20 protein-coding genes, 1 tRNA gene and 1 pseudogene are annotated in these 23,540 nt (G+C 71.1%); 9 read left to right on the top strand and 13 right to left on the bottom strand.

Features of this window, described 5'->3' with window-relative positions; translation table 11 throughout:
- Positions 1-90: 90 nt before the first annotated feature.
- The 6 genes from ABZ321_RS55980 to ABZ321_RS55955 all read right to left on the bottom strand — a co-directional run bounded on the left by ABZ321_RS55980 (position 91) and on the right by ABZ321_RS55955 (position 6,202).
- Complete coding sequence (locus tag ABZ321_RS55980; RefSeq protein WP_344513732.1) at positions 91-708, bottom strand: DsbA family oxidoreductase; 618 nt, start codon at positions 706-708, stop codon at positions 91-93.
- Between the two features lie 55 nt (positions 709-763).
- Positions 764-1,972 carry a hypothetical protein gene (locus ABZ321_RS55975; RefSeq protein WP_354904876.1) on the bottom strand — a complete coding sequence of 403 codons (1,209 nt, stop codon included), beginning with the start codon at positions 1,970-1,972 and terminating at the stop codon, positions 764-766.
- A gap of 14 nt (positions 1,973-1,986) precedes the next feature.
- Complete coding sequence (locus ABZ321_RS55970) at positions 1,987-3,513, bottom strand: alkaline phosphatase D family protein (protein ID WP_354904873.1); 1,527 nt, start codon at positions 3,511-3,513, stop codon at positions 1,987-1,989.
- A gap of 91 nt (positions 3,514-3,604) precedes the next feature.
- Positions 3,605-4,588, bottom strand: a complete 984-nt coding sequence (locus ABZ321_RS55965; RefSeq protein WP_354904870.1) for a helix-turn-helix domain-containing protein — start codon at positions 4,586-4,588, stop codon at positions 3,605-3,607.
- Between the two features lie 49 nt (positions 4,589-4,637).
- The gene (locus ABZ321_RS55960) at positions 4,638-5,081 is read right to left on the bottom strand and encodes a hypothetical protein (protein ID WP_354904868.1); all 444 of its coding nucleotides are present in this window, start codon (positions 5,079-5,081) and stop codon (positions 4,638-4,640) included.
- A 65-nt stretch (positions 5,082-5,146) separates the two neighbouring features.
- Complete coding sequence (locus ABZ321_RS55955) at positions 5,147-6,202, bottom strand: nitronate monooxygenase family protein (protein WP_354904866.1); 1,056 nt, start codon at positions 6,200-6,202, stop codon at positions 5,147-5,149.
- 152 nt (positions 6,203-6,354) lie between these two features.
- Here ABZ321_RS55955 and ABZ321_RS55950 point away from each other — a divergent pair, with 152 nt between their 5' ends.
- The gene (locus tag ABZ321_RS55950) at positions 6,355-6,555 is read left to right on the top strand and encodes a hypothetical protein (RefSeq protein WP_344513744.1); all 201 of its coding nucleotides are present in this window, start codon (positions 6,355-6,357) and stop codon (positions 6,553-6,555) included.
- Positions 6,556-6,649: 94 nt separating this feature from the next.
- On the opposite strand, the gene ABZ321_RS55945 is transcribed toward ABZ321_RS55950, so the two are convergent.
- The 3 genes from ABZ321_RS55945 to ABZ321_RS55935 form a co-directional block, all read right to left on the bottom strand.
- Positions 6,650-6,725, bottom strand: a tRNA-Arg gene (locus ABZ321_RS55945).
- Between the two features lie 772 nt (positions 6,726-7,497).
- Positions 7,498-8,301 carry a single-stranded DNA-binding protein gene (ssb, locus tag ABZ321_RS55940; RefSeq protein WP_354904863.1) on the bottom strand — a complete coding sequence of 268 codons (804 nt, stop codon included), beginning with the start codon at positions 8,299-8,301 and terminating at the stop codon, positions 7,498-7,500.
- 152 nt (positions 8,302-8,453) lie between these two features.
- The gene (locus ABZ321_RS55935) at positions 8,454-8,993 is read right to left on the bottom strand and encodes a hypothetical protein (RefSeq protein ID WP_344513748.1); all 540 of its coding nucleotides are present in this window, start codon (positions 8,991-8,993) and stop codon (positions 8,454-8,456) included.
- A gap of 120 nt (positions 8,994-9,113) precedes the next feature.
- Here ABZ321_RS55935 and ABZ321_RS55930 point away from each other — a divergent pair, with 120 nt between their 5' ends.
- From ABZ321_RS55930 to ABZ321_RS55910, 5 genes and pseudogenes are all read left to right on the top strand, one after another.
- Entirely contained in the window at positions 9,114-10,109 is a 996-nt protein-coding gene (locus ABZ321_RS55930; protein ID WP_354904860.1) for a cobalamin biosynthesis protein, read from the top strand.
- A 243-nt stretch (positions 10,110-10,352) separates the two neighbouring features.
- Positions 10,353-11,864, top strand: a pseudogene (locus ABZ321_RS55925) (cobyric acid synthase); the annotation flags it as partial.
- Between the two features lie 296 nt (positions 11,865-12,160).
- A complete protein-coding gene (locus tag ABZ321_RS55920; RefSeq protein ID WP_344513752.1) occupies positions 12,161-12,781 on the top strand; it encodes a hypothetical protein in 621 nt (206 codons plus the stop codon).
- 75 nt (positions 12,782-12,856) lie between these two features.
- Positions 12,857-13,921: a M48 family metallopeptidase gene (locus ABZ321_RS55915; RefSeq protein WP_344513754.1), complete on the top strand. Its 1,065-nt coding sequence runs from the start codon at positions 12,857-12,859 to the stop codon at positions 13,919-13,921.
- Positions 13,922-13,930: 9 nt separating this feature from the next.
- Entirely contained in the window at positions 13,931-15,292 is a 1,362-nt protein-coding gene (locus ABZ321_RS55910) for a dipeptidase (protein ID WP_344513756.1), read from the top strand.
- A 392-nt stretch (positions 15,293-15,684) separates the two neighbouring features.
- Here ABZ321_RS55910 and ABZ321_RS55905 read toward each other — a convergent pair whose 3' ends face one another.
- Genes ABZ321_RS55905 through ABZ321_RS55895 form a run of 3 tightly spaced genes read right to left on the bottom strand, consistent with a single transcriptional unit; the run spans position 15,685 to position 18,967 of the window.
- A complete protein-coding gene (locus tag ABZ321_RS55905) occupies positions 15,685-16,137 on the bottom strand; it encodes a response regulator (protein ID WP_203847877.1) in 453 nt (150 codons plus the stop codon).
- Positions 16,134-17,756 carry an ATP-binding protein gene (locus ABZ321_RS55900; protein WP_344513760.1) on the bottom strand — a complete coding sequence of 541 codons (1,623 nt, stop codon included), beginning with the start codon at positions 17,754-17,756 and terminating at the stop codon, positions 16,134-16,136. Before ABZ321_RS55900 ends, ABZ321_RS55905 begins: the two co-directional genes overlap by 4 nt.
- Complete coding sequence (locus ABZ321_RS55895; protein ID WP_344513762.1) at positions 17,753-18,967, bottom strand: fused response regulator/phosphatase; 1,215 nt, start codon at positions 18,965-18,967, stop codon at positions 17,753-17,755. The genes ABZ321_RS55900 and ABZ321_RS55895 overlap by 4 nt, the downstream gene beginning before the upstream one ends.
- Before the next feature lie 161 nt (positions 18,968-19,128).
- Here ABZ321_RS55895 and ABZ321_RS55890 point away from each other — a divergent pair, with 161 nt between their 5' ends.
- The 3 genes from ABZ321_RS55890 (at position 19,129) to ABZ321_RS55880 (ending at position 22,093) form a co-directional block, all read left to right on the top strand.
- Positions 19,129-20,697: a Na+/H+ antiporter gene (locus ABZ321_RS55890; RefSeq protein WP_344513764.1), complete on the top strand. Its 1,569-nt coding sequence runs from the start codon at positions 19,129-19,131 to the stop codon at positions 20,695-20,697.
- A 71-nt stretch (positions 20,698-20,768) separates the two neighbouring features.
- The gene (locus tag ABZ321_RS55885; RefSeq protein WP_344513766.1) at positions 20,769-20,951 is read left to right on the top strand and encodes a UBP-type zinc finger domain-containing protein; all 183 of its coding nucleotides are present in this window, start codon (positions 20,769-20,771) and stop codon (positions 20,949-20,951) included.
- Between the two features lie 170 nt (positions 20,952-21,121).
- Complete coding sequence (locus tag ABZ321_RS55880) at positions 21,122-22,093, top strand: VTT domain-containing protein (RefSeq protein WP_354904856.1); 972 nt, start codon at positions 21,122-21,124, stop codon at positions 22,091-22,093.
- Between the two features lie 983 nt (positions 22,094-23,076).
- On the opposite strand, the gene ABZ321_RS55875 is transcribed toward ABZ321_RS55880, so the two are convergent.
- On the bottom strand, positions 23,077-23,540 hold a 464-nt coding region (locus ABZ321_RS55875), incomplete at its 5' end, for a hypothetical protein (protein ID WP_354904853.1).

Genomic DNA, 23,540 nt, shown 5'->3' with positions numbered 1-23,540 from the left:
ACGTCCGCGGTGCACGTGCATCACAAACCTGCCACTTGACTGTGCGCCTGTTGCCTCTACCATTCGCACCCGCAAGTGCACGTGAAGCGATCAGGACCGCAGCGCCTTCTCGAACACCTCGACGGGCTGCGCGCCGGACACGCCGATCCGCTGGTCGAAGACGAAGAACGGCACGCCGCTGATGCCGTACGCACGGGCCTGCGCGAAGTCCTGACGGACGTCGGCCTCGAACGAGCCGTCGGCGAGGGCCTGCTTGGCCGCCACCTCGTCCAGCCCGACCGTGGCGGCGAGCCCCGCGAGCACCACCTGGTCGCCGACGTCGGCACCCTCGGTGAAGTACGCGTGCAGGAGCCGTTCCTTCAGCTCCGCCTGCAGGCCGTGGGCCTTGGCGAAGTGCAGCAGCCGGTGCGCGTCGAAGGTGTTGGCGGTGCGGGCCCGGGCGAAGTCGTACGCCAGACCCTCGGCCGCCGCGAGCTGCGTGACGTGCTCGAACATGCCGTCGATCTGAGCCTGGGGCAGCCCCAGCTTCGCGCCCAGCGACTCGCCGACCGGCCGCGGGTCGCCCACCGGCGTCGACGGGTCGAGCTGGAAGCTGCGCCACTGCACCGAAACCGCCCCGTCGAACGTCGACAGGGCGGTTTCGAGGCGTCGTTTGCCGATGTAGCACCACGGGCAGACGATGTCGGACCAGACCTCGATCGTGATCATGCGCGCTCCTGTTCGTTGACGGTTCAACAATAGCGCGCACATCAGGCCGGAGGCGTCACCAGTCGGAGTTGCTGCCTCCCGTGCCGAGGATGACCTGGTCAAACGTGTTGCCGTCGTTGTCGTCGGTGTACGCGACGCTGACCTCGCCCCACGGCGACACCGCGACGACCTGCTGCTCCTGCCGGCCCGTCGCCGTCTGGCTGAGGACCTGCGAAGCGAGACGGCCCGTGCCGGTGCCGTCGGGGTTGAACCCGCGGACCCACACGTCGAGCCCGCCCACGGTCCAGCCGGCGACCGTGTTCGCCTGGTCGTCGATGCCGATCGAGGGGGTGGCGCCACCGTTCGCCGACAGGACCTCCACGTGCCGAGGCGTGCCGTCGGCGAGGAACGAGCGGGTCCACACGCCGGCGGTGCCGGTGTGGTCCGACTCGTACGCGACCGCGAAGGCGCCCGAGAACGACGCCGCGATCGCCGCCCGCCGCTGCTGGCCGTCGCCGAGGCTGTTGGCGGTACGGCGGGAGAGGTTGACCGCGCCGTTGGCCTTCGCCAGGCGTACGAGACCGATGTTGTAGAACCCGTTGGCGTCGGCGTCCTCGTCCCAGACGACCAGGGCGTCGCCGGACGCCGAGACCGCGACGTCGGGCTGGTGGTGCGCGCCGGTGGTCTGCGACGCGAAGACCTCGTAGGCCTTCGTCGTCGGGCCCGTGTACCCGGCGGCCTTGACCCTGTACGTGGTGCCCTGCACGTCCTCCCACACGACGCTGAACGCGACCGCCCCGGTGCTGGGCGCGCCGTCCGGGTCGACGGCCACCTTCGGCAGGATCTGGTCGCCGGCGGCGTCCGCGTTGGCCCGGCCGGACGCGGTGACCGTGCCGGTGGGGGAGACGACCCGGTAGACGATGTTGAACGCGCCGTTGCCGTCCGGGTCCTCGGCCCAGACCACGACGGCGTTGCCCTTGTCGTCGAGGCCGACGTCGGGGCTGATGTGCTTCCAGTTCGTGCCGGACGTGCCGCCCGCCGACAGCTTGAGCTCGTACTTCGCGACGCCGTCGGTGAACAGCCGCAGCCAGACGTCGGAGTGGGAGTTGTTCTCGGGCGCGGTGCTGTCCCGGTCGTCCTCCCAGACCACGGCGACCTGGCCGTTGCGGTTGGCGGCGATGGCCGGCGTGTCCTGATCGCCGGTGGCGACGCTGTTGGCCGTCGTCCACGTCATCGACGTGGCGGCGAGGGTCGCGGCGAGCGCGACCGAGGTAATGGCTGCCATTGAAAAGGTTTCTCCTACAGGGCCCGAAGGCCGGGCTGGCCGTCGAGGATCGCGAACGACTTGAGGGTGGTGGCGGCCGCGCCGTGCTCGGTGACCGAGCTGACCGCGCGGAAGTCGGCCCGCACCTGAGCGGGGCTGATCGTGGTCCGGACGTAACCGCGCAGGTTGGAGTAGAACTTCAGGTGCGGGTTCGTGCCGGAGTTGGGGATCGTGGTGGTGGTCGAGCCGTTGCCGCCGGACGTGATCGACGTGCAGACCAGCTCGGTGCCGATGGTTGCGGAGGAGCTGCTGGCGTAGTCGGCCTTCAGGTCGTTGCCCCATGCCGCGTGTACGTCGCCGGTGAGCACGAGCGGGTTACGCACCGACCGGTCGATCCAGCCTTGCTGGATGCGGGACCGGGACGCGCGGTAGCCGTCCCAGGCGTCCATGTTGGCGGCGCCGCCGGCGTCGTACTGCCGGGCGAAGAACACCTGCTGGCCGAGGATGTCCCAGGTGCCGTAGTGCTGGGCGAGGCCGTCGAGCAGCCACGCCTCCTGCGCCGCGCCCGTCAGCGACCGCGACGCGGTGTCCGCGGCGGCGCACACCTTCCAGCCGTCGCCGCAGGCCTGGTCGTCGCGGAACTGCCGGGTGTCGAGCATGTGGAACGTGGCGAGCGTGCCCCAGCCGACCCGGCGGTACAGAGGGATGCTGTTGCCCGTCGGCGCCTGGCTCGGCCGCAGCGGCATGTTCTCGTAGTACGCGCGGTAGGCGGCGGTGCGCCGGGCGGTCCACTGCGCCGCCGTCAGCACCGGGCTGCTGTCGTTGCGCACCATGTTGGCGTAGTTGTTCTCGACCTCGTGGTCGTCGGGCACGACCAGCCACGGCGCGATCGCGTGCGCCGCCTGCAGGTCCGGGTCCGACTTGTACTGCGCGTAGCGGCGGCGGTAGTCGGCGAGCGAGACGATCTCGGCGCCGGCGTGCTGGCGGACGCCGCTGGAGCCCGTGCCGCCCTCGTAGATGTAGTCGCCCAGGTGCAGGATCAGGTCCGGACGGTCCTCGGCCATGCGGCGGTAGGCCGTGAAGTAGCCCGACTCGTAGTGCGAGCACGACGCGAACGCCATCACCAGGTTGCGGCCCACGGTGCCGGGCGCGGGCGCGGTGCGGGTCCGGCCCACGGGGGACAGGTGGCCCTGCGCGCGGAAGCGGTAGTAGTACTCGGCGTCGGGCGCGAGCCCACCCGCGACCACGTGCACGGAGTGCGCGTCCGCGTAACGTGCGGTGACCGACCCCGACGCGACGAGCGAGCTGAACGTGTCGGTCGTGGACACCTGCCAGTCGACGGTGACGTCGGCGTTGGCCATGCCGCCCTGACCGTCGGCGTTCAGCGGCGACGGGGCGAGCCGGGTCCACAGCACGACGCTGTCTGAGGCCGGCTCGCCCGAGGCGACGCCGAGCTTGAACGGGAACGGGACGGCGGCCTGAGCGCTGGTCAACGGCAGTGCGACGGCCCCGGCGGTGGCCAGTCCACTGAGGACGAACGTGCGGCGGCTGAGCCTCTTCATGTCGCACACTTTTATCAGAGTCGATGAACGCCCGGTGTCCCTCAGCTAGCCGCGACCTGCATTCGATGTATGGCTGGGCGCGTTCTTGCATTCACTCACGGGCTTCTTTTGGCGTCCGGCCGAACTGTTTGCGGAACGCCCGATGGAAGCTGGCCACGTTGCCGAAGCCCGCCTCCGTGGCGACGTCGATGACCCGCAGGTGCCGCATCGCTGGGTCGGCCAGGTGCCGCGCCGCGCGCTCCAGCCGCAGTCGCCGCACCGTGGCCGCGTAGGACTCCCCCTGCCCTGCTCCCGCTGCCGCTCCTGCTCCTGCTCCCGAAAAGAGTGCGTGCACCGTCCTGACGGAGATGCCGAGGCGCCGTGCGGTCGCCGCCGGTGACAGGTCCTCGTCGGTCAGATGTCCTTCGATGTCGTCGATGCATGTCCGGTACGTCTTGGGCGACCGCACCGGTGTCAGGATCGACGGTTCGAGCGCGATCGACAGCATGCCCGCCGCGTGCGCGGCCAGCCGGTTCGCCGCCGACTCCCGCATCGGCCCCCTGGCGAGGGTCTCCATCGAGTGCCGTACGGCCGCCCCGACCCCGGTGACGGTGTCGATCGCCGTCGCCGTCCGCACCGGTCCGTTGGCTTGCAGTGTCTTCGCCGGTACGAACAGCGACAGCTGCCGGAAATCACCGCCGAACTCGAACCGGAACGGCTCGTCGGCGTCGACCACGGCCAGGCCGCCCGGGCGGAGCGTGGCCACCCGCCCGTGCTGCACCATCAGACTCGTGCCGCTGACCTGCAGATTCGCGTAGTAGCCGCCGATCGGGTCGCTGGCGACGGCGGCTTCCGTCCGGTACACCACCTGCCGCTGCGACTCGATCCTCGCCAGGCTGTGCTCGCCCAGCCGCCACTGCGTCACCGACCCGGCGAACCCATCCCTCAGATCCGACTCCGGCGTCAGCGACAGAAACGCCTCGCAGATCAGCTCCCGCCAATGCGTGAACTGCTCGGCCGGTGCGAGTGCCGACGTCGTCCAGTAGCTGCGGTTGTCCACTGCACGTCTCCTATGCCGCTCCCAGCAGCCATGCAACGCCCGCTCCCACCACCGCCGACATGGTTGCGACGCCCTTCCGACAGCGTCACCGGTGATTTCTGAAGTATTGGTTCGCCGACCCGGTGAACATCAGCGGCACGGCCGCCCAGACCGCGGCCACGTGCAATGTCCTGGCCGAGGCGATCGCCCACCAGGTCAGGTCCGCGTCGGCGGTCGCCGCGCTCAGCGAGTTGCCGTCGGCCAGCCACGAGATCGGCTCGATGACCAGTGACAACGTGCCGACGATGCCCAGCACGACGGCGAGGGCGATCCGGGCCCACCGCCGCCCCGCCCGCATCCGCAGCGCGGTCAGCACCGCCGCCGCGTACACCACGCACCGGAACAGCACCCCGAACAGGGGATTCTCGCCGGCCTGGCCGGCCCCCACGACGATCACCGTCTCCACCGCGCCGAGCGCGACGGCGCCGATCCACAACCCGGTCGCCGCGCGCACCGCGACGGGTGGCCGGCTGGAGTCCAGAAGAATCATGCCCTTCACTGTCCGCCGCTGCTCCCCGCCTTACACGCCCCCTGACCACCGTCTTCGTGCTGCGGCTAACCCCCGTGTCCGCGTTCGTGTCCGCCTTTGTGTCCGCCTTCGTGGCGGCCTCCGTACCGCCCGAGCATCGCCACCGCGTCGGCCGTCATCGCCTCGATGATCTCCGCCGCCGGCCGCAGCTCGGTGACCAGCCCGACACCCTGCCCGGCGAGCAGCGGCATCTCCTCGAGATCACCGGTGGTCAGCCCGCGCATCGGCACCAGGTTGGAGAACCGGTGCATCGTCACCGTCTCCCCACCCAGCACCGTCTCCCCGATCACCGGCAGCGGCGCGTCGTCCGCCTCCGCCGGCGGCGCGTCCAGCCACTCGCGCACGACCCGGTTCCGCAGCACCCGCATCGGGTTGAAGTCCGGCATGTCCGGCCCGAACATCGACGTGCTCACCGTCTCCGTGGCGTCCGAGCTCAGCAACCGGCTCTTGTACCCGTCGTGCGCCCCCGACTCGCCGCTGGCCACGAACCGCGTGCCGACCCACGCCCCGTCCGCCCCCAGCATCAGCGCCGCCGCCACGCCCCGCCCGTCCGCGATCCCACCCGACGCCAGCACCAACGCCGGCGCCACCGCGTCCACGACCAGCGGCACCAGCGCGAACACCGGCAACGTCGCCGCGTTGTGCCCGCCCGCCTCCTGCCCCTGCGCGACGACCACATCCACCCCGTCGTCAACCGCCCGCTTCGCCGCGTCAACCGAGCTGAGCTGCTCGAACACCCGCACACCCGCCCCGTGTAGCTGCTCGATCCACCTCCGCGGCGGATGCCCCCAGTGAAATGACACCACCGCCACCCCGGCCGCACACACCGCGTCGATCTGCGCCTGCTCCGTGAACACCGTGATGAAGTTGACGTTGAACGGCCGATCCGTCTTCGCCTGTATCGCCGCCACCGTCTGCGCCAACGCCGCCGCCGGCATCAACCCCACCCCGAGCGACCCGAGCGCCCCCGCGTTGCTGACCGCCACCGGCAACTCCGGCGTCATCCCCACGAACGCCATCCCCGCCTGCGCGATCGGCGTCGTGAGCCCGAACGCCTCCGTGAACCTGGTCCTGAGTCCCATACCCCGAACCGTGCCCCACCCGCACCCCGCCGGTGTTGCCTCCCGCGCAGCCCACATCGCATTCCGTGCAGACGTCACCCACCCGACACCCGACCTCGACACGCTTGGCGCCGCCCCCGTACCGCGCGGGCCCAGAAGCGAAACTTCACCCCATGACGATCGACGCGTACCGGGCCCTCTGGGAATCACACGACGACCGCTATGTCCTGCTGCGAGTGCCCAGCGGCCACGCCATCTTCGACGTACAAGCCCGCGGGACAGTGATCATCGAGGACGACGACCTCTACCGCGAGGTGAAGCAGCGGATGCTGGACAACGGCGCCGCCGTCGTCGACCGCCCCCCAACCCCTTAGCCGGCACCTAACTCTGGCTGGCTGTCTGGAAGGCGCACCCGCAGGCGCCTCTTCGGTGTACAGCGACCGAACAGGCGCCTGACCAGCGCCGAAGTGGTGCGCCCGGTAGGGATCGAACCTACGACCTTGGGATTAGAAGTCCCCTGCTCTATCCGCTGAGCTACGAGCGCATGTCGTCGGACAGGCTACCGCCTACGGCGGAGGATTCGCTTGTGGGGAGCCAAATCGACGTTCTCAGGACAACATTCCTCGCCTCCCGGCACAAGCGGGTTCCCTTGTCGCGCCACTCGTTTCGCTACGGGTGGCGACAAAGTCACGCTTCGGGTCGTTCGGACCCCTCCCGAACGGTCCACCCCACAGCCCCATTACCCGCAACCACTCCAGCCAACGCATTCGCGCGCACCAACCCCGCACCCCACCGTAGGCGGGCCAGCGCCGCACGGTGCCCAGGACGCTCCCTTCACCGTGTCCCAGGTCGGGTCTCGTCCGAGCCGTGCCTGGTCTCGCCCGTGCTTGGCCTGGTCTCGCCCGAGCCGTGCCTGGTCTTGCTTCCCGCGCTCAGCATCGTGCTCAGGCTGGTCAAGGCGGCGCGCACGACCAGTCCCTTGTCGGGTCTGCCCACCCGCAGGTCCCACCAGCCGGTCGCCTACCTGGGCGACGGTCCCCACCCGCCAGTCCCTTGCCGCGTCGGCGCACGGCAGCGCGCCCCGGCCAGTCGCTTGCTGGGTCGACCCGCGCGGCGGTCCTCACCGGCCGGTCCTCACCGGCCGGTCCCCACCGGCCAGTTCCCCGCCGCGTCGGCCCATGGCGGTGCGCACCGGCCAGGTCGCTTGCCGCGTCCGCCTACGCAGCGCGCTCCTGACCGGTCCGCGTGGCTGTTCACGGCGGTGCCGGCGGTGGGTCGTGACGCCGGATGCCTCGGTGCCGCGACCCACCGACCCGTCAGGCGGGAACCGGCACCCTGCCCCGGTTGCGCCGGCGCCGGCCGCCGCTCGACTCCTCGGGCGCGTCCGTCGAACTCTCGTCGTCGCCGGTGGGGGACCCCTCGTCCTCCGAGTCGGAGACCGCCGGGACCTCCGCGGTGTCGGCGTCGGTCGTGAGCTCCGCCGCGTCGTCCGGCGCGGTGAAGCCCTCCATCGCGGCGAACGCCGCGCCGTCGAACGCGGCGTTGATCGCGTTGTCGAGCTCGGTCAGGACGTCCTCCGCGAACGGATCCCGGTCGGCGTCCGCCGGCTCCACCATGGTCGTGACGAAGCCGCCGAGTTCGGCGTCGTAGTCGCGCTGCCGCGGCAGCGCGTTGATCGCCACCACCGGTGTGCTCGGCTGGCCCGCGATGTGGGCGTCCGACAACTCGTCGTCGATCGAGCTGGTCGCCGTGTTGGCCTTGACCCGGGCGAACTTCGCCCGGCCACGGGCCAGGTCGTGGCCGATGGAGGTGGCCTCCAGCTCGTACGCCACCCGCTTGGCGTGGTCCTCGGTCTCCCAGTTGCGGCTCGACAGCTTGCCGGTGATGATCACCGGGTCGCCGACGTGGACGCTGCGGATCACGTTCTCCGCGAGGTTGCGCCAGCAGGTGACGCGCAGCCGGAGCTGGTTGCCGTCGACCCACTGCCCCTCGCTGCGGTCGTAGCGCCGTGACGTGGCGGCGACCTTGAAGGACGCGACCAGCGCCTTGCTCTCTTCCAGCCGACGGCAGTCAGGCTCGTTGAGCACGTTGCCGACGATGGTCATCGTCGTCTCGTTCATGTCCGTCTCCCTCCCGTGTTAAGGACTCGGGAGGAGCATCGGTCAGATCGGTCCTGCCCCGCTCGCGGCCGACGCCGGATCTGTGGATAACCGACCGCTTGTGGACAGGCTCGCGTCAGCGCTGATGATCTGCTACGCGCTGGTCGTACACCTCAGAAAGCCGCATGGGCGAGGTTCGAGGTGAACACTTCCCAGACCCCGCGGCGGCGCACCAGCAACTTGCGCGACAGCAGGTGCGGGTCACCGGCGAAGAAGACCCTGTCGATCGCGCGCCGGACCTTCGCGAGGCCGGGCGGGGACTGGGAGCCGGTCACGATCACGACGTCGCGCGCCGGCACGCCGACCACGAGCTCACCGGGCACGGCACGCTCCAGGCCTGCCCAGAACGGCTCGGCGAGCAGCAACGTCGAGGCGACCCCGTCGAACTGGAGCATCAGCGCGGGCGGCTGGCCGTGGACCTGAGCGGCGCCGAGCCGTTGGTCGAGGTTGTGCGCAGCCTGGCGGCGCAGCATCCGGCGGGGCATCTCCATGCGCTGCAGCTCGGCCCAGGTGACGAGGCGTTGCCCGAACGGCGGACCGTAGCTGTAGCCGACCCCGAGGCCACCCATGAACTCGTCGACCACGGGCGCGTACACATCTTCGCGACGGATGTCGCGAAGCGGCGCGAGAACGGGGAGGAGCATGGGCTGCACGCATGCAAAATAGGACGCTGACGGATGTGAGACAAGCTCTTGTTTTCGCACCATTTGCTTGCTAGTGCCCCGACGGGCCGCCATGAAAAATTGTCGGTGGGGGTCGGTAGTGTCCCGAGCATGGCGATTCGAAGACTCCACGCCGACGCGATCGGGATATTGCTGGGCGGTGTGCTGGACGCTGTGTTCGGCGATCCGCGCAGGTGGCACCCTGTCGCGGGGTTCGGGCGGTTCGCAGGGGCGGTCGAGCGGCGCACCTATGCCGACGACCGGGCCGCGGGAGCGCGATTCACTCTGGTCGCCGTGGGTGCGCCTGTACTGGTGGCCGCGGCGACGGCCCGGTTGACCAGGCGAAGGCCGATCGCCCGCACTCTGGTTGTGGCCGGTGCGACCTGGGCCGCGCTGGGCGGCACGAGCCTCGCGCGGGAGGGACGGGTGATGGCCGACCGGCTCGACGGCGGCGACCTGGATTCCGCGCGGGCGCAGCTGCCGAATCTCTGCGGGAGGGATCCGTCCGCGCTCGGTGCGCCAGAGCTGGCCCGGGCGACGGTGGAGTCCGTCGCGGAGAACACGTCGGACGCCGTCGTCGGCCCGCTGTTCTGGGGCGCGGTCGCGGGGCTGCCGGGCATCGTCGGGTATCGGGCGGTCAACACGTTGGATGCGATGGTCGGTCACCGCTCGGCTCGGTATGCGAGGTTCGGCACCGCCTCGGCGCGCCTCGACGACCTCGCCAACCTGGTGCCGTCGAGGGTGACGGCGGCGCTGACGGTCGCCGCCGCGCCGGCCGTCGGAGGGCGGCCCGGCGAGGCGCTGCGGGTGTGGCTGCGCGACGGAGGTCGGCATCCGAGCCCGAATTCGGGGCAGTGCGAGGCGGCCGCCGCCGGCGCGCTGGGGATTCGGCTCGGAGGCCGCAACGTGTACGGGTCCCGGGTCGAGCACAGGCCGCACCTCGGCGACGGCGGGCCACCCGCCCCGCGTGACGTCCGCCGGGCCGCGACCTTGTCCGTCGTCGTCGGCGCGGCCGCTTTAGGCCTCGCGTGCGCGCTCCGGGTGGGCGCCGCTCGCCGCCGCGCCAAGCCGACCGGTGTCGGGCTGCGGGGCGAGGGCGCGGCGTGAACGGTCGGGAGCGGAGGCTGCTGTGCTCGGCTCGCGGTGGCAGTGGAGCGTGGCGGGAGACGCCGGCGTGAGCGGGTTCGGGGCGGAGTGGAGGGCGGCGATCGGTGAGTGCAGCGCTTGGTTCACGGTGGCGGCGGAGCGTGGCGGAGGTGGCGGCGTGAGTGGGTCGGGGCGGAGTGGAGGGCTGCGAGCCGGGGGTGCAGTGCCTGGCCCGCGGCGACGGCTCGGAGCGGAGGTGATGGCGTGAGCGGGCTGCTGGTTGCCGGCACGACGTCCGACGCGGGGAAGAGCATGCTCACCGCGGGGATCTGCCGCTGGTTGCGCAGGCGGGGCGTGGACGTCGCTCCGTTCAAGGCGCAGAACATGTCGAACAACTCGGCGATCGCGGTGGACGGCGGTGAGATCGGCCGGGCGCAGGCGCTGCAGGCGTATGCGTGCGGGTTGGAGCCCAGCGTCAGGTTCAACCCGGTGCTGCTCAAGCCGGGCTCCGACCGGCAGAGCCAGGTCGTCGTGCTCGGGCAGGCGACGGGGTATATCGGCGCCCGTAACTACCACGAGATCAAGGACCGGCTGCGCGGTACGGTGCTGGAGACGCTGCGCGAGCTGCGGGCCAAGCACGAGGTGGTGATCTGCGAGGGCGCCGGGAGTCCCGCCGAGATCAACCTGAGGGCCGGCGACCTGGCCAACATGGGCCTCGCCAGGGCGGCGGACCTGCCCGTCATCGTGGTCGGCGACATCGACAGGGGAGGGGTGTTCGCCGCGCTGTACGGCACGCTCGCTCTCCTCGACGCCGAGGACCAGGCGCTGATCTCGGGCTTCGTGATCAACAAGTTCCGCGGGGACTCGGGGCTGCTCCAGCCTGGCATCGACTCGCTCACGGAGCTGACCGGCCGGCCGACGCTCGGGGTGGTGCCCTGGTCCACGGAGCTGTGGCTCGACGGCGAGGACTCGCTGGCGTACGACGGGCGGGTCCTCGGCCGGCCCGCGCCGCCGCGTGGCGGACAGTGGCTGCGGGTCGCCGTGGTCCGCCTGCCGCGGGTGTCCAACGCCACCGATGCCGAGGCGTTCGCCGCGGAGCCGGGGGTGCAGGTGCGGCTCACGGTCGAGCCCGCCGACCTCGCCGACGTGGACCTGGTCGTGCTGCCGGGCACCAAGTCCACTGTGGACGACCTGCACTGGCTGCGGGAGCGGGGGCTGGCGGACGCGGTGCTGGCCCACGCGGCGTCCGGCCGGCCGGTTCTCGGGATCTGCGGCGGGTTCCAGATGTTGTCCGAGCGGATCTTCGACGACGTGGAGAGCCGCCGCGGCGCGGTGCCGGGGCTGGGGCTGCTGCCGGTGGAGGTCACGTTCGCGGACCGCAAGACCCTCGGACGCGTGACCGGCACCGGGCTCGGGTCGCAGCCGGTGCGGGGGTACGAGATCCACCACGGCGTGGTGAGCCGGGCGGCGGAAGGCCTTACGCCGTTGATCCGCCTGGCCGACGGCACGGGTGAGGGCGCCGTGTCCGGCAACGTGTTCGGCACGCACTGGCACGGGGCGTTCGAGACCGACGAGTTCCGGCGGGCGTTCCTGACCGAGGCCGCGCGCCTGGCCGGCCGGCACGGGTTCCAGGTCGCGCCGGGCACGTCGTTCGCGGCGCTGCGGGAGCGGACCGTCGACGTGCTGGGCGACCTGGTCGAGGAGCACCTCGACACGACGGCGCTGTGGCGGCTGATCGAGGGTGGCGCACCCAGCGGCCTGCCGACCGTCGTCCCAGCGCTGAAAGCATCCGCCCCGAGCGCGCCTGGCGCCGAGCCCACATCGGCGCCAGCGGTGCCTGCCGGCGTCGCTGGGACACCGGGCGGTGCGGCGGGACCTGCTCCAAGTGCGCCTCGTGCGGAGTCCGGGGCGGTGCTGTCCGGCAGCGTTCCGGGATCGCCGGACGATGGGGCGGAAAGCGTCCTGAGCGCGCCTCACGACGAGCCTGTGCCGGCGCCGGTGGTGGCCGGTGACCTTCCGGGGTCGCCAGGTGATGCGGGCGGCGGGAGCGTCACGGTGGATCGGGGGGTGTCATGAGCGCCGGGGGCGGGGGCATCGGGACGTACAGCGCGCTGGCGAAGGAGGTCCTCGGCCGGGAGGCGCGCCTCGGGGACGTGCGGCTGGTGGCGGTCGACGGGCGGGCGGGGTCGGGGAAGACCACGTTCGCGGGACGGCTGGCGCGGGCGTTGCGGCACGCCGGTGTGGACGTCGCCGAGTTGCACACCGACGACTTCCTGGACGGGTGGGCGGAGCTGGAGGCGTGGCGGCCGAGGCTGGAGCGGTGGGTGTTCGCGCCGTTCAAGGCGGGTGAGGACGCGCGGTACCGGCGGTATGACTGGGTGCGGGAGCGGCTGCGCGACGAATGGGAGCCGTTGCGGCGGCCGGACGTGCTGGTCGTCGAGGGGGTCGGCAGCGCGGGGGTGCAGGACCTGACGTTCGCCGTGTGTGTCCACGCGCCGCGGGCGCTGCGGCTGGAGCGGGGGCTGATCCGCGACGGCGAGGCGTTACGGCCGCAGTGGGAGCGGTGGATGGCCGAAGAGGACCGGTTCTTCGGTGAGGGCGCGGCGCCGCGGACGGTCGACGTGCACGTCGACGGGGCGCCGGGCGAGGAGCACGACCCGCAGAATGAGTACTTCATCCTCGCGGGCGGGTAGACGGGTGTTGCGCAGGTGCGGGACGATCCGGGAGGCGGCCGGACACGATCCGGATGCGACGGGGAGGCGGAGCGAATGACCACGAACGACGTGCAACGCCGGCGGGTGGTGCTGACCGGGATCAGTTCCCGGGCGTGGGAGCACCCGGCGGACAGGGGTGCCCTGGTGGCGCTGCGGGAGTTGCGCGGGTTCGACGACGCGCTGAAGTCGCTGCACGCCCTGTGGAATGAGCGGGCGTGGCGGCTGGAGTTCCTCGGCAACGCGATCCGCGTCGACCACCGGCAGTTCCCGCGGGTGCACCGGCTGATGGCGGAGGCCGCCGCGTCGCTCGACGTCGCGGACCTGCCCGAGCTGTACGTGCACAGCGACCGCTCGATCAACGGCATGTGCATCGGCATGTCGAAGCCGTTCATCGTGATCAACCGGGGCTGTCTGGAGCTGCTCGACGACGAGGAGCTGCGCTGCCTGCTCGGGCACGAGCTGGGGCACCTGGTGAGCGGGCACGCGGTGTACCGCACGATGGTGCTGATCCTGACGGACTGGGCGGTGCGGCTCGCGTGGCTGCCGGTCGGGTCGATGGTGCTGCGGGCGATCGTGGCCGCGCTCATGGAGTGGTGGCGCAAGGCCGAGCTGTCCGCGGACCGGGCCGGGCTGCTCGCGTGCCAGGACCCGGCGGCGTCGCTGCGGCTGTCGATGAAGCTGGCCGGCGGCGGTGACCTGTCCGAGGTCGACACGACCGCGTTCCTGGAGCAGGCCGCTGAGTTCGAGCGGGCCGGCGACCTGCGGGACAGCCTGATCAAGATCCGGATGGTGACGGCGCGGTCGCACCCGATGCCGGTGGCGCGGGCCGCCGAGGTGCGGGCGTGGATCGACCGCGGGGAGTACCAGCGCATCCTCGGCGGCGAGTATCCGCGTCGCGCCGACGACGGGGACGCGTCGGTCAGCGAGGAGATCAAGGCGGCGGCCGCGTCGTACCGGGAGGCGTTCTCACGGTCGCAGGATCCGCTGGTGTCGCTGCTGCGCAAGCTCGGCGACGGGGCGTCGGAGGTCGGCGACTGGGTCGGCGCAGGCGCGGGCAAGATGCGCGGCTGGATGCGCGGAAACGGGTCCAACGGCACAGACGACCAGTCGGCGAAGTAAGTTCCGGGTATGACAGTGCTCACCGAAGAAGAGCTCCGCGCCGCGATCCGGCGGGAGATGCCCGGGGTCCGCGCCGATCTGGAGCGGCTCGTGCGCATCCCAGGCATCGCGTTCACGGGGTTTGACCACAGCCACGTCGAGCGTTCCGCCGAAGCGGTGGCGGAGCTGCTGCGCGGCGCCGGGATTCCGGATGTGCGGCTGGTCCGGAAGGGTGGGCAGCCGGCGGTGCTGGGTCGCAGGCCCGCGCCGCCCGGAGCGCCGACGGTGCTGCTGTATGCGCACCACGACGTCCAACCGGTCGGCGACCGCTCGCAGTGGCTGAGCGACCCGTTCGAGCCCGAGGAGCGCGACGGCCGCCTGTACGGGCGCGGCACCGCTGACGACAAGGCCGGCGTCATGGCGCACATCGCGGCGCTGCGCGCGTTCGGAGACGACCTGCCGGTCGGCGTGGTGCTGTTCATCGAGGGCGAGGAGGAGTTCGGCTCCGAGTCGCTGGAGGACCTGCTGCGCGAGCACCGCGACGAGATCGCCTCGGACGTGATCGTGATCGCGGACTCGGGCAACTGGGACGTCGGCCAGCCGGCGCTGACGACCGGGCTGCGGGGCATCGTCAACGGGTTCTTCGAGGTGCGGGTCCTCGAGCAGGCCGTGCACAGCGGCATGTTCGGCGGTGCCGTGCCCGACGCGTTGATCACCCTGTCCCGGTTGATCTCGACGCTGCACGACGACGCGGGTGACGTCGCGGTGGAAGGCCTGGTCAGCACGCAGTCGGCGCCGCTGGACTACCCCGAGGACCGGTTCCGCGAGGAGGCCGGCATGATCGACGGGGTTCAGTTCATCGGCAGCGGGCGGCTGGTCGAGCGCCTGTGGACGCGGCCGTCGATCTCGATCCTCGGCATCGACGCGCCGGCCACCGAAGGCGCACCCAACGCGTTGATCCCGGTCGCGAAGGCCAAGTTCAGCGTGCGGATCGCACCCGGTGACTCGGCGCAGCGGGTGTACGACACGATGGTCGCCCACCTGGAGCGGCACGTTCCCTGGGGCGCGAAGGTCACGGTGACGCTCGAGCAGCTCGGTGAGCCGTGCGTGATCGACGCGACTGGGCCGGTGTACGAGGCTGCCCGCCAGGCGTTCACCGAGGCGTGGGACGGCGTGAGCCCGGTCGACATGGGCGTGGGCGGGTCGATCCCGTTCATCGCGACGTTCCAGGAGATGTTCCCCAAGGCAGCGATCCTGGTCACGGGCGTCGAGGACCCGAGCACCAAGGCGCACGGGCCCAACGAGAGCCTGCACCTGGGCGAGTTCGAGCGGGTCTGCGTCGCCGAGGCCCTGCTGCTGGCGAAGGTGGCCAAGGTCGCCGACACCGCCTGACGCAAACCCCGGAGCGTTCCGGCCCGGCCACTGAGCCGGGCCGGAACATCAGCCCGCCCGCCCAGCGAGGACGAACCACCAGGCCACGAAGGGCAGGCCGCGCCGAGGTGGGACGGGTCGGGCCGCGACGGGCCGCGACGGGTCAGGCCGCGACGGGTCAGGCTGGGCCGCGACGGGTCAGGCTGGGCCGTGACGGGTCGGTTCGGGACACGACGCGGGCAGGACGCGGCGATCCGGGAGCGGTCAGGCTGTGACCCGAGTTGAAGTCGAATCCGGGCCGCGGCGCTGACGGAACGCCACACCCCGATCACCGCGCCTGATCGTCAGATGACAAGGCCGCGGTGCTGAGGGGTCAGCGGGCCGCGGCCGGGAGTGTCAGAAGGCGGGGAAGGTCAGCCGCGCGGGGGCAGCTTCACGACGCTGACGAAGAACTCGTCGATCTGGCGGACGACGGCGATGAAGCTGTCGAAGTCGACCGGCTTCGTCACGTAGGCGTTCGCGTGCAGGGAGTAGCTGCGCAGGATGTCCTCGTCGGCCTGGGAGGTGGTCAGGACGACGACGGGGATGCGGCGCAGGTCCGGGTCCTCCTTGATGGCCTGCAGGACCTGGCGGCCGTCGACGCGGGGCAGGTTGAGGTCCAGCAGGATGAGGTCGGGCCGGGGGGCGTCCGCGTGCGGGCCTTCGCGCCGCAGGTAGGCCAGGGCCTCCTCGCCGTCCTGGACGACGTTGAGCTTGTTGCGGACCTTGTGCTCCTCGAACGCCTCCTGCGTCATCAGCACGTCGCCCGGGTCGTCCTCAACCAGGAGCACCTCGATCGGCAGGGACGACTCCCTGGGTGCGGTCATTGAACGGACTCCTCAAGCGAAGACGACGACGCAGACGAAGACGCAACCGAAGACGAAGACGAAAGCGCAGCGGCGGGATCAGATACAGGTACAGGCAGCGTGAACCGGAACAGCGTACCTTCGGTCTGCGACGGGTCGATCCAGATCCTGCCGCCGTGGTATTCGACGATTTTCTTCGCGATCGCCAGGCCGATGCCGGTCCCGGGGTAGGCGTCCTTCGCGTGCAGGCGCTGGAAGATGACGAAGACCTTGTCGGCGAACTCGGGCTCGATGCCGATGCCGTTGTCCTCGACGCTGAACTCGTACTCCTCGCCGACCTGCTGGCAGTCGATGAGGATGTGCGGGGTGCGGTCGGGGTGGCGGAACTTCAGCGCGTTGCCGATGAGGTTGCTGAAGAGGGCTCCGAGCAGCGGTTCCTCCCCTCGTACGACGGGCAGGTCGACGAAGGTGATCTCCGCGCTGGTCGACTCGCGCTGCGACTCGAACTGCTCGGCGGAGTCGACGACGACCTTGTTGAGGTCGATGTCGGCGAAGCCACTGGTGAGCCGGCCGATGCGGGAGAAGGCGAGCAGGTCGTTGATCAGCCGTTGCATGCGCTGGGCGCCGTCGACGGCGAAGGCGATGTACTGGTCCGCCCGTTCGTCCAGCTGCCTCGCGTACCGACGCTGCAAAAGCTGACAGAAGGAGGCGACCTTCCGGAGGGGCTCCTGCAGGTCGTGGGAGGCGACGTAGGCGAACTGCTCGAGGTCGCGGTTGGACCTGGTCAGCTCGGCGGCCTGCTGCTCGAGCATCCGGTTGGCCTCCTCGACCAGCCGGCGTGCCTCGACGACGTCCTGCAGCTCGGTGTTGATCCGCCGGCGCATCGTGTCGACGTCGGAGGCGAGCGCGGCCAGCTCCGGGGGGCCGCCGCCGGTGATCGCGTGGTCGTAGTTGCCGCCCGCGACGATGCGCACCTCGGCGGCGAGCTCGGTCACGGGCCGGGTCACCAGCCGCCGCAGGAGCAGCGCCAGCGCGACGCCCGCGAAGATGATCACGATCCCGGCGAAGGCGAGCAGCACGATCAGCACGTTGCCGGAGGACCGGACCTCGGCGGCGACGGTGTCGCGCCGGGTGCTCAGTCCGCTGCGCAACGCGTCGATCTCGCTGGAGGCCGCGGTGTAGACGGCCCGTGAGGCGGCGGTCGGCGTCGCGCGTTCGGCGCTGGGGCCGTCCGTGCGGGTCTGCGCGATCAGCGGCTCGGTGATTTCGCGTCGGAACCGTGAGGTCGCCGCCGCGACGTCGTGGACGGTGCTGAGCAGGGCGGGCTCGTCGGCGAGGAGTCGCTCGGTATCGGCGAGGATCTCCGTCTCGGACTGCTGCGCGGCCTTGTACGTGTCGAGGTCGCTCTCCCTGCCGGTCAGCAGGAACGTGCGGGCGCTCGTCTGCTGGCGCAGCAGCTGCGAGTTCAGCTGCTCGGTGTTGACGAGCGCGGGCGTGAGCCGGTCCATCACCTTCGTCGTGTCCGCCCGGTTGGCGGCCGCGGTGACGGTGGCGCTGACGGCGATGAGCCCGAGCAGGCCCGCGACGACCGCGCAGAGCGCGATGATCCGGCGCCAGAGCGACCATCTGGTCGGGTTCAACGCGAACTCCTCGGATCCAGCAGCAGGACGGCGATGTCGTCGGACAGCGGCCCGCCGTTGTGGCCCTCGGCCTGCGCCGCGAGCCAGGCCGGCAGGTCGCGGGGGAGCGCGCGGCCGGGGTCCTTCAGCACGTCGACGATCCCCTCGATGCCGAGGCGTTCGCCGCCGGACGCGTCCGGGCCGGCGCTGCCTTCGATGAGGCCGTCGGTGTACAGCAGGAGCTGCCAGCCGGGTTCGCCCAGGCGCACCTCGGTGGCCGGGCGGGGAACGCCGGGCATCACGCCCAGCACGAGCCCTGGCCGAACGGCACACGGCTCGACCCGGTCGCCGGCGATCAGGATCGGGGGCGGGTGGCCGGCGAGCCGGATCCGGGCGGTGCCCTCGGCGAGGTTGACGGTGGCGACCGCGACCGTGGCGAACAGCTCGTCGGTGCGCCGCTCGCTCACCAGCACCTGCTCCAGAGAGTCCAGGATGTGGTCCTCCGGCACGCCGGCGAGGACCAGCGCCCGCCAGGCGACGCGCAGCGCCACCCCGAGCGGTGCCTCGTCGACGCCGTGCCCGCAGACGTCGCCGATGAGCAGGTGCAGGTGGGTGCCGTCGACGCCGATCGCGTCGAAGAAGTCGCCGCCGAGCAGGCCCCGGTCGCGGCCGGGCCGGTAGATGGACCACAGGTCCGCCTGTACACCCGCCATGATCGGTTTGGGCAGCAGGCCGCGCTCGAGCCGGGCCGACTCCGCCTGCCGCAGCTCCGATTCGCGCAGCAGCCGGGCCTGCTCGTCGGCCCGCTTGCGTTCGACGGCGTAACGGACGGCCCGCGACAGACCGGTACCGTCGACGGCGCCCTTGACGAGATAGTCCTGTGCGCCCTCGGCGACCGCCGCAGTGCCCAGGTGCTCGTCCTCCAGGCCGGTGAGCACGCACACCGCGACCCGGCCGGCGTCGTGCAGCACCTGCCGCAGCCCGTCCAGGCCGCTCGCGTCGGGCAGCCCGAGGTCGAGCAGCACGCAGTGCACCTCGCGCAGCAGCGGCCGGGCCTCCCGCATCGTCTGCGCGACCCTGACGTCGAACGGCGCGTCGGCCTCGGCGAGCAGCTCCTGGACCAGGAACGCGTCGCCGGGATCGTCCTCGACGAGCAGCACCCGGATGCGTTCGCCCGTGTGCAGGCCGAGGCGCCGGTTGCGCAGGTCGGCCGTCGTGCCGACGTCAGGCATGCGCACACCCTCCCGGTGGGTGCGGTAGTTGTCGCGCGGCACACATGGGGACGATCCTTCCCTACCTGACGACTTCGTGCATGTGCGGGTGCAGTGTCTCAGCCGGAGTGGCCGCCGTCACCACACATCCATTGCGTCCTACCGGTGGATAGGCTTCCCGCGTGCACGGGCTCGAGAACATCGTCGGACTGATCGCCGTCGTCGTCGCCACCTCCGTGGTGGCCCGGCGGATCGGTGTGCTGTCACCCATCCTGCTGGTGCTGGTCGGGATCGGAATCTCCTTCATTCCCGGAGTGCTGGAGATCGAGCTGGACCCGGAGATGGTGCTGCTCGGGATCCTGCCGCCCATCTTGTACGTCGCGGCGCTGGAGACCTCGGTTCCCGCGTTCCGCTTCAATCTCCGGCCGATCCTGCTGCTCGCCGTCGGACTGGTCCTGTTCACCGCCGCGGCCGTCGGCTTCACGCTCCACGCGCTCCTGCCGCAGGTGCCCCTGGCCATGTGTTTCGCGCTCGGTGCGGTCGTCGCGCCGCCCGACGCGGTCGCGGCCACCGCCGTCGCCCGCCGCATCGGCCTGCCGCGGCGGATCGTCACCGTGCTGGAGGGCGAGAGCCTCATCAACGACGCGACCGCCCTCGTCACGCTGCGGGTGGCGGTCGCCGCCGCGGTCGGCGAGGCCGTCGACACCTGGTCGATCACCCAGACGGCGTCGCTCGCCGTGCTCGGGGGTGTCGGCATCGGCATCGTCGGCGGCATCGTCCTCGGGTACGTGCACAAGAAGGTCGAGAACCCGCTCATCGACAACGCGATCTCGCTGCTCACGCCGTGGGTGGTGTTCCTGCCGGCGGAGAGCATCCACGCCTCCGGCGTCGTCGCGGTCGTCGTCACCGGTCTCGCCCTCGGGCACAGGATGCCGACGCTCATGTCCGCCGCCTCCCGGCTGCAGATGGACGCTTTCTGGCGGATGGTGAAGTTCCTCCTCGAAGGGGCGGTATTCCTCCTCGTCGGCCTGCAGCTGCGCGCGCTCATCGAGCAGGTCGAGCGGTCGTTCTGGTTCACGTTCGGCTGCCTCGCCGCCGTCGTCGGGGTCGTGATCGTCGCCCGGATCGTGTGGCTGTTCCCGACCGTGTACCTCGCCCGGCTGATCCCACGGGTCCGCCGCCGTGACCCGTCGCCGACGTTCGCGGCGCCCGCCGTCATCTCCTGGGCCGGCATGCGGGGCGCGGTGACCCTCGCCGCGGCGCTCTCGCTGCCGTCGCCGCAGCAGGCCGGCGCCTATCCGCGCGGACTCTTCGTGATCCTGGCCTTCGGGGTGATCGTGGCGACGCTGGTGCTGCAGGGCGCGACCCTGCCGACCGTGGCCCGCTGGCTGAAGGTCCCCGGCGACGACGAGAAGGAGGACGCGCTCGCCGAGGCGTCGGTGCAGCACGAGGCGAGCCGGGCCGGCAAGGCCCGCCTGGAGGAGGTCGCCGACGACGCGCCCGACGGGGTCGTCGAACGGCTGCGGCAGGTCGCGCTCAGCCGCTCCAACCTGGCCTGGGAGCGTCTCGGCCGATCCGACCGGGAAACGCCGTCGGCCGCGTACGCTCGCCTGCGGCGCGAGATGCTGAACGCCGAACGCGAGGTCTTCCGGCGCGCCCGCGACACCGGCAAGATCCCCGAGGAGACGCTGCGCCAGGCGCAGCGCGACATGGACCTGGAAGAGTCACTGCTGGAGCGAGGAGATCTGTGACCTGCCCGCACATTGAAGCCGCGGAGAAGCTGGACATCCCGGAGGTCGAGGGATGTCCGGAATGTATCGAGATGGGCTTCACCGACTGGGTCCACCTGCGCCAGTGCCTCACCTGCGGGCACGTCGCGTGCTGCGACTCCTCCCCGCGCCGGCACGCCACGCAGCACTTCCTCACCACCCATCACCCCGTCATGCGCTCGATCGAGCCCGGCGAGTACTGGCGCTGGTGTTACCTGGACGAGACCATCGGCTAGCTTTTCCCGCCCTTCCTACCTGCGGGTATGCGTTTCTCAGCGGTTTCTAAGGAGACGCCGGACACAATCATCACCAGTTGGGCATGGAACGGGGTGCATTCGTGTTGCCATGGTCAACGGGGAATGGTCGACTGACGACGGGGTAGGGGGCGGACCATGGTGAGCGGGACATGGTAGACGCGGTCATGGACCTGGTGGCAGCTCCCGGTGTCCTGTACGCAACGATTCTCGTCCTTCTCACCGTCGACGCGTTCGTCCCGGTCGTCCCGGCCCAGGCCCTGATGATCGGCGGCGGCATCCTGTCCACCACCGGCCACGTCCAGCTGCTGCTGCTCGTCGCCGCGGGTGCCCTCGGCGCGGTCTCCGGCGACCTCCTGGCGTTCCTGCTCGGCCGCCGCCTGGCCCGCCGCGACGCCGGCACCCCTGACCGCCTGACCCGGCGCAAGCCCAGGGCGATCACCCTTCGCCTCAACGAAGCCATGCGCAAGCACATCTTCCTGGCCGTCCTCCTGTGCCGCTTCGTCCCCGCCGGCCGCATGATCACCGCCATCTACGCGGGCCGCAACGGCGTGTCGACCCGCCGTTTCGCCTCGTACGACGTTCTGGCCGCCACCCTCTGGGCCACCTACGGCGCGCTCCTCGGCCACTTCGGAGGCGAGGCGATCGCGGACTCGTCCTGGCTCCCGCTGGTCCTGGTGGCCGCCGCCGCCCTGCTCTTCCTCGCCGGCGCCCCGCTGCTCAGCTTCATCGGCCGCCTCCGCCGCCGCTCCGCGCCGGCCCCGGCGCTCGCGCTCGCTTCCTCCGGTTTCGCGGTGGCGGGGGCTCCTGCCGCCATCCCGGCCGACGCGGACCCGGACCCGCAGCCCTCGGCCACGGGCGTCATCAGGCCTCGCCGCTCCTTCCGGGGCGCGGGCCTGGCCGCGAAGGTCGGCTTCGTCGGACGCGCCGTCCGCGCCGCCGGCGGCATGCCTGTCGTCGCAGCCGCCCCTCAGCCTGTACGCCGCCGCTGCCGCCGCTCGGCCGTCGAGACCCTCGCCGCCGCCGAGCCCTTGGCCGCCATCGAGGTCCTGGTCGCCGCCGAGGCCGTCGCCGCCGCCGAGTCGGTCGTGGTCCAGGTCAACGGTTTACAGAACGCCAGCTGACCACCCCGAGCGGATGGGCTCGGCCGCGGTGAGGCGCGCGCCACCCTGCTCGTGAACCAACGACGACGAGCGCGCCGCCGGCGGTCGGTGTGATGTGGATGGGTTGTGAGCGCCAACGACGGCGCTGGACCATGCGAGGACGGCGGCCGGGGAACATCACCGCGACCACTGCACGGACGGTGCCCACGTCACCTGGCGCCCGGCCCACAACCGGACGGAAGAACCCACCCCCGCGCTGGCCTGTCCTGTGACCAGACGGATCGGTGAACCCGCACGCGGACAGCAACGCAACGTCAGCCGACCCGCAGGCGGATCCTTCAGCCGAAACCAGCCATCACCATGATCAAAGGACAATCCCGGTCACCCGGACGACCACCACACGACTTCGATCGAGAGGGGCGGCGTCAGCGGTCGACGCGATCCGCGCTGGTCGTGCAACCAACGGCGCAGGACCACGCGAGACCCGCGGCCGCCACCTGACTGCTGGGGCGCGTGCGCGAGTTCGCCGGCTTTTGCGGGTCGATCGTGGCCATGGCCGGCGTGATCGAAGTCGCGTGGTGGCCGTCCGGGCGGCCAGGGTCGTCCTTCGATCATGGTGGTGGGTCGGTGCTTGTGGGTGCCGTCTGTGCTGTGGTTGCGGTGATGTTCTCCGGCCGTCGTTCTCACGCTCCCTGGGGTCAGTCGAGTCGTTGCGGTGGCCGGCGTGATCGAAGTCGCGTGGTGGCCGTCCGGGCGGCCGGGGTTGTCCTTCGATCATGGTGGTGGGTCGGTGCTTGTGGGTGCCGTCTGTGCTGTGGTTGCGGTGATGTTCCCTGGTCGCGTTCTCGCATGGTCCGGCGCCGTCGGGGGCAATCGTTCGGTGGTTTCACGCCGTCGTTGGCTTTCACGACCAGTCCGCAAGCTGATGGTGTGCTTGCGGGGAAAAGGCAGGGGCGCGGTGCCAGTGGATGGCGCCGCGCCCCTGCCTGATGGTCCTGCCTGAACTACATGCCGATCTGCTGGCCGCTGTCGTTCCAGGTGTTGTTGCTCCACTGGGGGAGCTGGGACGCCTGGAAGGCCTGGGTGCCGTAGTAGCCGCCCTTGGGCCAGAAGCCGCCGCCGGACTGGCGCATGAACTTGTTGTTCGTGATCTTGCCGTTGGTGATCTTGTAGTTGGCGTCGTACCAGTAGAAGGAGTAGCCGCCGCCGTTCATGAGGTTGCTGTCGACCACGACGTCGTTGATGGAGCCGATGTCGGCCTTGAGCAGGATGCACGACGTCTGGGTGTGCTGGTTCTCCAGGCGGTTGTGCAGGATGCGGATGTAGATGGCGTTCGTCGACTGGATGACGTCGTTGTGCTGGGCGGAGCCGGTGCCGCCCGGGTCGTGCAGCCAGGAGTCCTGGACCGTGCCGCGGCCGTCGATGCGCAGGATGTCGCCGGAGCCGTGGGCGTTGACCCGCAGGAGGG

Source organism: Dactylosporangium sp. NPDC006015, from assembly GCF_040614215.1.
Lineage (GTDB): Bacteria > Actinomycetota > Actinomycetes > Mycobacteriales > Micromonosporaceae > Dactylosporangium > Dactylosporangium maewongense.
Note: the sequence above shows the minus strand (reverse complement) of the source record. Positions and strands in the feature narration are given on the sequence as shown.